The 7,672-nt window shown below is 55.5% G+C and carries 12 protein-coding genes; 8 read left to right on the top strand and 4 right to left on the bottom strand.

The window, feature by feature from the left end; translation table 11 throughout:
• From A3730_RS13295 to A3730_RS13280, 4 genes are all read left to right on the top strand, one after another.
• Positions 1-1,003 (top strand): phosphoribosylformylglycinamidine synthase subunit PurQ (locus A3730_RS13295; RefSeq protein ID WP_197477479.1); only part of this gene is annotated, 1,003 nt, incomplete at its 5' end.
• A 175-nt stretch (positions 1,004-1,178) separates the two neighbouring features.
• Positions 1,179-1,844, top strand: coding sequence for a PaaI family thioesterase (locus A3730_RS13290; RefSeq protein WP_063519479.1), 666 nt, complete (start codon positions 1,179-1,181; stop codon positions 1,842-1,844).
• A 3-nt stretch (positions 1,845-1,847) separates the two neighbouring features.
• On the top strand, positions 1,848-2,561 hold the full coding sequence (locus A3730_RS13285) for a PaaI family thioesterase (RefSeq protein ID WP_063520165.1): 714 nt from the start codon (positions 1,848-1,850) through the stop codon (positions 2,559-2,561).
• Positions 2,562-2,585: 24 nt separating this feature from the next.
• A complete protein-coding gene (locus tag A3730_RS13280) occupies positions 2,586-2,930 on the top strand; it encodes a hypothetical protein (RefSeq protein WP_063520164.1) in 345 nt (114 codons plus the stop codon).
• 17 nt (positions 2,931-2,947) lie between these two features.
• Here the strand turns inward: A3730_RS13280 and A3730_RS13275 are convergent, their stop codons facing one another.
• Complete coding sequence (locus tag A3730_RS13275) at positions 2,948-3,505, bottom strand: NUDIX hydrolase (protein ID WP_063520163.1); 558 nt, start codon at positions 3,503-3,505, stop codon at positions 2,948-2,950.
• Between the two features lie 497 nt (positions 3,506-4,002).
• Between A3730_RS13275 and A3730_RS13270 the strand changes: the two genes are divergently transcribed.
• The 4 genes from A3730_RS13270 to A3730_RS13255 all read left to right on the top strand — a co-directional run bounded on the left by A3730_RS13270 (position 4,003) and on the right by A3730_RS13255 (position 6,206).
• A complete protein-coding gene (locus A3730_RS13270; protein WP_231880631.1) occupies positions 4,003-4,500 on the top strand; it encodes a helix-turn-helix transcriptional regulator in 498 nt (165 codons plus the stop codon).
• 89 nt (positions 4,501-4,589) lie between these two features.
• Positions 4,590-4,907, top strand: a complete 318-nt coding sequence (locus A3730_RS13265) for a CsgE family curli-type amyloid fiber assembly protein (RefSeq protein WP_063520161.1) — start codon at positions 4,590-4,592, stop codon at positions 4,905-4,907.
• Positions 4,907-5,308: a curli assembly protein CsgF gene (locus tag A3730_RS13260; RefSeq protein WP_063520160.1), complete on the top strand. Its 402-nt coding sequence runs from the start codon at positions 4,907-4,909 to the stop codon at positions 5,306-5,308. Before A3730_RS13265 ends, A3730_RS13260 begins: the two co-directional genes overlap by 1 nt.
• Before the next feature lie 25 nt (positions 5,309-5,333).
• Positions 5,334-6,206 carry a CsgG/HfaB family protein gene (locus A3730_RS13255; protein WP_063520159.1) on the top strand — a complete coding sequence of 291 codons (873 nt, stop codon included), beginning with the start codon at positions 5,334-5,336 and terminating at the stop codon, positions 6,204-6,206.
• A 74-nt stretch (positions 6,207-6,280) separates the two neighbouring features.
• On the opposite strand, the gene A3730_RS13250 is transcribed toward A3730_RS13255, so the two are convergent.
• The 3 genes from A3730_RS13250 to A3730_RS13240 form a co-directional block, all read right to left on the bottom strand.
• Complete coding sequence (locus A3730_RS13250) at positions 6,281-6,601, bottom strand: hypothetical protein (protein WP_063520158.1); 321 nt, start codon at positions 6,599-6,601, stop codon at positions 6,281-6,283.
• 73 nt (positions 6,602-6,674) lie between these two features.
• On the bottom strand, positions 6,675-7,241 hold the full coding sequence (locus A3730_RS13245) for a hypothetical protein (RefSeq protein ID WP_063519233.1): 567 nt from the start codon (positions 7,239-7,241) through the stop codon (positions 6,675-6,677).
• A 103-nt stretch (positions 7,242-7,344) separates the two neighbouring features.
• A partial coding sequence (locus A3730_RS13240) for a hypothetical protein (RefSeq protein ID WP_197477478.1) occupies positions 7,345-7,672 on the bottom strand: 328 nt, incomplete at its 5' end.

Genomic DNA, 7,672 nt, shown 5'->3' with positions numbered 1-7,672 from the left:
GATTCGCCTGCGTTTGGGGGGGGGGATTTTGCTGGAAACCCCGCGCCGTGAATTGCAGCGTATCTGGGCGGAAACCAGTTATCAGGTGCAGTCCCTGCGGGATAACCCGGATTGTGCCCGTCAGGAATTTGATGCGATTCCGCACAGCAATGGTCCGGGCCTGAATGTGCGGCTGACCTTTGATATGACGGAAAACCCGGCGGCGCCGTTCATCAATACTGGCAACAAACCGCAAATGGCCATCCTGCGCGAGCAGGGCGTTAATGGTCAGACAGAAATGGCGGCGGCGTTTGATCGCGTCGGCTTCTCCGCCGTTGATGTGCACATGAGTGATTTGCTCGAAGGCCGTGTGAAGCTGGATGACTTCAAGGGGCTGGTGGCCTGTGGCGGTTTCTCCTACGGGGACGTGCTGGGTGCCGGCGGTGGCTGGGCCAAGACCGTGCTCTATAACGACGCAATGCGCGAAGCGTTTAACCGTTTCTTCTTCCGTGAAGACACCTTTGCGCTGGGGGTCTGTAACGGCTGCCAGATGCTGTCGCATTTGAAAGACCTGATTCCCGGGGCGGAACACTGGCCGCGTTTTGTGCGTAACCTGTCTGAGCAGTTCGAGGCGCGTACTTCTCTGGTGGAAGTGCAGGATTCCCCGTCCATCTTGTTGAAAGACATGGCTGGCACGCGCATTCCGATTGCCGTGGCTCATGGGGAAGGCCGTGTGGAGCTGGCGGATGACGCCCTGAATCGCAATATCGAGCAACGCCTGGTGAGCCTGCGCTATGTGGACGGCCTGGGTAACCCGGCCGAACAGTACCCGGCCAACCCTAATGGTTCTCCGCAGGGGGTAACCGGCTTTACCACCACTGACGGGCGCGTCACCATCATGATGCCGCACCCGGAGCGGGTGTTCCGGGTGCTGCAGAACAGCTGGATTCCGGACGACTGGCGTGGTCACGAGAATGGTCCCTGGTTGCGGATGTTTGCCAACGCCCGCAAATGGGTGGGTTAAAAGCAGTGGATAGTTGATAGTGGACAGTTGACAGCTGGAAACTGAAAAAGGCGGAAATGGGGTGGCCATTTCCGCCTTTTTTATGTCCTTTTATGAGCTTGAGCTGCAGAGCCTCTCCCCTCAGAATCAAACGATTGTTTGAATTTCTTCGTGATTAATTATTCATTGGTGATCTGTGTCTGAAAAAATCTTCGGCCCTTTTGAGCTGCAAAAGGCCTACAAAACCGAGCCTGTGCCCAGTGATTTTGCACAGCGCCGCCGTATCAGTGCGGCCATGCAATTACTGGCGGAGCGGTTGATTCGCGCAGAAGCGGATGAAGCAACCCTGGCTGCCTGGGTAGAGCAACTGGAAGCCATGGTAGAGACGGTGGGCACACCGGAGCGTCGTGATACCCGTGAAGCGAATCGAAAACTGTTTACCGGTAAAGCCACCGCAGACGATATCTATCACATGATGGACTACGACCCGGTGGGCGGCCTGTCCAACCCGATTGCTCCCCAGGTGCAGTGGGTGCAGGAAGATCAGGATGGTATCCGTGGAGAAGTCAGCCTGGGGCTTCAGTATCAGGGGCCGCCGGGACGGGTGCATGGCGGGGTGATCGCCTGGCTGCTGGATGCAGGGCTCTCCCGTGCGCTGCATGCCGCGTTTCGTTTGGGCGTCACCGGTACGTTGAATATCCGTTATCTGGCAGCGACACCCATAGAAGCGCCGATTGAATGTCGGGCGCACATTACCGGCCAGGAAGGGCGGAAAATTTTTGTAGAGGGCGGCATCTGGCACGGGGACACCCAGACCGTCAGCGCAGAAGGTGTCTGGTTGACACCCAAGAGTCTGGGGTAATTGATGTCTGAAACCACCTATCATTTTCGCGATATTCGTGTGGCGGAAACGCCAGAGCCGTCCACGCGGGCGCAGTTGCATCGTCAGCTGGGCCAGGAATTAGCGGGCCTCACCGAACAGGTGTTACGGCTGGATGCACCGCATGAAAAGTTGCAGGATTACATCGGTCAGGTGCAGCAGCTGCGCCAGGCATTGCAGCAGGAAGGCCAGCGGGATTACAGCGATATTCTGCAGCGTCTGCTGGCCGGGCAGGGCAGTGGTGATGACGTGACTGACCTGGTGGATTTTGAAATTCTTACCGGCAAAGCCTCGCCGCTTTCGCCGCCGCTGGAATTGTGGATCGATGGTGACCGTATTCGTGGCCGGGCCACGTTTGGTCCCGCGTTTCAGGGGCCGCCAGGGCGGGTCCACGGTGGCGTGCTGGCATTGGCGTTGGATATGCTGATGGCCAAGACGCAGGATTATGTCCGTCAAATCGGCATGACCGGCACTTTGAATATCCGCTACTTGGCGGCCACGCCGTTAAACACGCCGGTGGATTTCGAAGCCCGGCTGGTTTCGCTGGAGCGCCGCAAGTTACGCTGTGAAGGCAGTGTCTGGGTAAATGGCGAGCAAACGGTTTCGGCGGAAGGTATCTGGATTTCCGCCCATGGTGAGTATGCGTTGAAGCCAGAATTTGTGTCTGCGCTACCCTCGGATACCGGGGTGGCATCGTAACGTTCAACGCACTGGGAGGCATGAATGACAGAGGCCAGTGATCAACATTACAAATTGTGCTTTTACGTGCCCGTGAGCCATGTGGAACAGGTGAAAACGGCCATTTTCGAGGCCGGTGCCGGGCACCTGGGTGATTACGATCATTGCAGCTTTCAGACGCTGGGTCAGGGGCAATTCCGGCCCCTGTCAGGGAGTCAGCCCTTTCTCGGTCAGCATGATCAGGTGGAAGTGGTGGAAGAGTACCGGGTGGAGACGCTTTGCCTGGGCGCGTGCCTGCAAGCGGTGATCAGTGCGTTACGCCTGTCGCATCCCTATGAAGAGCCTGCCATCGATTTGTGGAAGCTGGAGCCGCTGCCGGGCACCCACTGAGAGCTGCCGAGATCCGGTTATTCGTCTTTGGGCCGACGCTTAAGCGGCTGGATATCCTGGGTGCGCACGGGGAAATCATTGCGGGCAAGGTCATCAATATAAAACCGCAGCGTGCGCCCGATGGTGGGGAAGGCCAGCTCATCCCAGGGAATGTCATCCAGGGCAAACAGACCTGCGTCACTGCTCTCTTCCCCGACACCGTATTTGCCGTCCTCCACGTCTCCCAGAAAAAACACATACACCTGATTGATGTGCGGCAGGTTGAAGACTGTATACAAGTCGCCGATGGCCACCGTGGCGCAGGCTTCTTCCCATGTCTCTCTGGCCGCACCTTCCTGCAGGGTTTCGCCGTTTTCCATGTAACCTGCGGGCAGTGTCCAATAGCCTTTGCGAGGCTCGATGGCGCGTTTGCAGAGCAGGACTTTACCTTCCCAAATCGGTACGGAGCCCACCACAATCTTGGGGTTCTGGTAATGGATGGTTTGGCAATCCGGGCACCAGTAGCGTGGCCGGTTATCTCCTTCCGGAATGCTGAACTGCAGGTTGGGGTTGCCGCAATGGCTACAGAATTTCATGGAAAACTCACTATAAGCGGTATGAAAAGCCCCCAAAATACCGCCACAAAGGTAATTGCCCACTTTGGGTATGAATGATATGGCAATGGCGTATATAAAAATAAAGTGATATTTTTTGTGACAAACATCACTATTTTACATATTTTAAAATATAGCCGATAGAACTAGTGCTACTGGAAAATGGTGGACATAGACTAACGATCCCGGTTGGCAGATGCCAGCCTGCCGACAGACCAGGTTGATAATGTCTGTGTTGGTAACGTGAAGGGAGCGATATTTCGTGGTCCATTGGCCATGAACTTGGGGAAAGGGACATTGATATGGATGTGTCGATGGCGCACGGGACGCGTGACGAAAGCAAAACCTATTTGGTGGTTTCACATTGCAACAATCTTGCAATCCGGCTTTTAGCAAAATCCATTGAGAACCAGCGAGGCGTATCCTGCACCGCAATCAGCAGTGATGATCTCTTTTGTGATCATATCCAGGATGATCTGGTGCTTATTAATGTGCTGGACTTTTCGACTCCGGAAATGGAAAAGTTGCTTGGCCGTGTCCAGGAAAATATGCCCCTGTGCAGGGTTATCCTGGTTAATGCCGATCGGGGCGATAATATTTTTTTCCTGCTTAACTGGCCGGTGGTTAAAGGCGTTATTTATCAGCAGGACAACGACGCCCTTATTTCCAAGGCGCTGGATGTGGTTTGCAAGGGGCGCAGCTGGTTCCCGCGCAGCTACATGGATTACCTGGTCCGTCACCGCAAAACCCCAACCCGTTGCGGGCATGTCTTTGAAAGCCTCACCAGTCGTGAACGGCAGATGCTGGATCATGTGGTGCGTGGCATGAGTAACCATGAAATCGCTGATGCCCTTTGCCTGAGTACGCATACGGTGAAGGCTCATTTGCAAAGCCTTTACCGGAAGGTTGGCGTGAAGAATCGGGTGGGTGTGATGCGCTGGGTGCATGAGAACCACCTGGAAGAGAGCGGAGAGTAGCTGTGTGTGGGCTGCGATTGGCGTGGGTGCCATTCATCTGCAGTCTCCTCGCATTTTCCGGGACAGCGGCCGCCCTGAATGAAAAAGACATGGGGGTGGTTGTCGATCAGACGATTACCCCTATCGGCAAACGGTTTTATCAGCAGTTTGCCTATCAACGTCATTACCTGTTTCCCGATTCGCCTTTCAGTATCAGCATTTATGAGCAACCCTCCGCCCGCAGTGGCAGCATTATTACAGTGAAATCGGACGATACGACGCTGGAGCGCTTTGTGTTGTCGTTTGCGTCCAACTGGGAAGATGCTCGGGTACAGCAGATGGTGCAATCCATTGAATTCAGGGTCCGGCGCATGAAAGTGCTGGATACTCTGGTAGGCAACCCTGATCTGGCCAAGGACGGCTACTAATGAAAACGCTTTATTGTCTGTTTGTTCTTGTTGCTGGCCCTGTTGCGGCCAGTGAGCTGATTTACCAGCCGGTCAATCCAAACTTTGGAGGCAACCCCCTCAACGGTTCCCACCTGCTGGGCAATGCCCAGGCGCAAAACGATTACAAGGATCCGGAAGCGTCTTCGTCTGCGTATGAAAGGCCTTCTGATCTGGATCGCCTGACATCGTCGTTGCAGTCCCGGCTATTGAGCCAGCTGCTGGCGGATGTGGGGGCGGGCAACGAAGGCAGCATCGTGACCGATGATTTTGCTATTAACATCATCGATGACCAGGGTGTGTTGTCCATCATTATTGAAGACATCAATACCGGCGAAGTCACCCAGATTGCGGTGGATGGCCTGGTCCCCGATACCTTTTAGACGCTCTACGCTGGGAAACTCAAGGATGAATGGTTACAACCGTTGCGGGCTAGTGATGCTGGTCTTGCCGATCCTGCTGTTGGTTGGGTGTGTGACTCCGCCTCTGGAGCCGGAAGCCCCTGAGCTGGTGAAAAAATCCGATGTGGCTCTGGATCTTGAAAGCATGCCGCCCCCCAAAGGTCGAATCATGGCCTCGGTATACAGCTTTCGGGATTTGACCGGGCAATATCGGCCGGCGCCGTCTTCGTCATTTTCCACGGCGGTCACCCAGGGCGCTGCGGCGTTTCTTATTGATGCCCTTAATCGCTCTGGTTGGTTCCTCACTCTGGAACGGGAAGGACTGCAAGACCTGCTGACTGAGCGCAAGATTGCCCGGGCCGTGGTAGAAAAGCGCCAGAAGGAAGGCGTGCGCGTGGCGGATGTCCCTGACCTGTTTTCCTCGGACATTCTTTTTCAGGGTGGCATTGTTGCCTATGAGTCCAATATCAAGACCGGTGGGCTGGGCGCGCGTTATCTGGGGGTCGGCGCATCGGAGCAATACCGAACGGACCAGGTAACAGTGAATCTGCGGGCTGTTGATGTGCGCACAGGGCGGATCATCAACACGGTCTCAACACGCAAGACTATCTACAGTAAAGAGCTGCAGGTCGGTGTGTACCGGTATATCGACTTCAAGGAATTACTGGAAACCGAAGCCGGGGTCACCACCAACGAGCCGGTTCAGCAATGTGTCAAACTGGCGATCGAAGCCGCAGTGGCACACCTTATCGTCAAGGGGGTTATGGACGGCAACTGGCAGCTTGAGAATCCCGCTGATATGGATTCCGAGGTGATTAAGCAGTACGGCCTGGCCTTGAGGGGCGAGACATTAGAAACCTCTGGCCGGCGTGATCGCTAATAAAACACCGCCGGTTAGCCGGGGCGGATTGCTGCAGTCTTGCCAATCTGTTGCTGGGAACGATGAGTTGGTGACTAAAGCGAGCCAGGCGTAAAGATGCGCGTGGTATTGGCCATTAGCGTGTCACCCCGACGGATGGTGGCGGTGGCCGTAACGGTATCTGTTGGCATGATGTTGATGGCGATATTCCCTGCCTGATTTTTTCCTGCATGCACTGAAATATGGCCGGATTGACGGGTGCGGCTGCTTCCGTTGGGCCCTTTTTTCTCAATGCCGATTTCATAATGAAGATTGCTGTCGGCTGCCTCGCATTGGAGCAGCAGGTGGAAACGGTGTTGCTGTTTTTCAGCAGTGGCAATGATGTCCACAGTGCAGGGTGACGAATAGGCGGCCATGGGTGTCGCTGCTCCGATGAGTAACAGGGTAAGCCCCGCTGCGCGGGTGAGGGTGCCGAGGCACCGTTGCCGATTAGAACTGATGTACCGTTGCATGATTGCCCACTCCAAACTGGATGATTTTCCCCGAACTATTGCCCGCTGATTGCAGGATTGTTGCGGTGCTTCCCTCGATATCGTGAAGCGGGCTGTGCTGTTCAATGGATGCCCGGCTGTCCATATGACTCTGCGCTATCAGCGCGTCGTTACCCGTGCCGTACTGTGCGATGCTCGCGTCGATATCCGACCCGTTTGACTGCTCTATATCAGCTCGAGAGGACGGTGACTGATTCTGTTGGATGCTGCCTGTGGCGCTATCGGTGTGGTCTTGTGATATCCGTGCCTCGCTATGATGAGACTGCGTCTGATCGATGTTGGCGTCACTGCGGTGGCTGTGTTGCTGGCTGATTATGGCATTGACGTCATGGCTTCGGGATTGCCGAATGATTGCAAGGCTGGCGGTGCTGCTCTGTTGATAGAGGCTGGCGGTATTAATACTGCTGTGTTGTTCAATTTGCGGGGTGCTGCTGTCTGCAAGCAGGAGACAGGGAGACAGCATAAGCGCGGGAAAAAGCATCCGCAGTGCAGGCGGCAGCGCCATGACATTGTCCTCTTGGGTCCGGCCCCCGGGTTAGGCGTTGGTATTATGGGTGGGCACAACGAGGTCGGGGCCACAGTGTGGCCCCGACGTGATCACGGGATGATCAGTTCTGGTGGATAAAGGCGTTGTTACCGCCGCCGCCCATCTGGGTGATGGTGGCTGAGTCCAGAGTGGCTTCCTGCAGGATGGTGGCCACGTTTTCATTGCCAGAGGCGCCAATGCCGAACTGGGTAATAAAGGCTTCGTTGTCAGAGCCAGGCTGGGTAATGGTTGCGATGCCGTATTCTGAAATGGCGTCCTGCTCTACGTTGGCCAGGTTGTTGTCACCCAGCTGGTCCACATCGATAACGCTGTTGCCGCCGTGGGAGTGTGCCACTGCTACGTTGGCGTTGCCGTGTTGGTCCACGTTAGCCAGGTTGTCGGAGCCGGAT

This window comes from Alcanivorax sp. HI0044, from assembly GCF_001634945.1.
Note: the sequence above shows the minus strand (reverse complement) of the source record. Positions and strands in the feature narration are given on the sequence as shown.

Coding starts and splice junctions, on each gene's coding strand:
- A3730_RS13285 (WP_063520165.1), top strand. CDS start 1,848: ATGTCTGAAACCACCTATCATTTTCGCGATATTCGTGTGGCGGAAACG.
- A3730_RS13280 (WP_063520164.1), top strand. CDS start 2,586: ATGACAGAGGCCAGTGATCAACATTACAAATTGTGCTTTTACGTGCCC.
- A3730_RS13275 (WP_063520163.1), bottom strand. CDS start 3,505: ATGAAATTCTGTAGCCATTGCGGCAACCCCAACCTGCAGTTCAGCATT.
- A3730_RS13265 (WP_063520161.1), top strand. CDS start 4,590: ATGGGGGTGGTTGTCGATCAGACGATTACCCCTATCGGCAAACGGTTT.
- A3730_RS13260 (WP_063520160.1), top strand. CDS start 4,907: ATGAAAACGCTTTATTGTCTGTTTGTTCTTGTTGCTGGCCCTGTTGCG.
- A3730_RS13255 (WP_063520159.1), top strand. CDS start 5,334: ATGAATGGTTACAACCGTTGCGGGCTAGTGATGCTGGTCTTGCCGATC.
- A3730_RS13250 (WP_063520158.1), bottom strand. CDS start 6,601: ATGGCCGCCTATTCGTCACCCTGCACTGTGGACATCATTGCCACTGCT.
- A3730_RS13245 (WP_063519233.1), bottom strand. CDS start 7,241: ATGGCGCTGCCGCCTGCACTGCGGATGCTTTTTCCCGCGCTTATGCTG.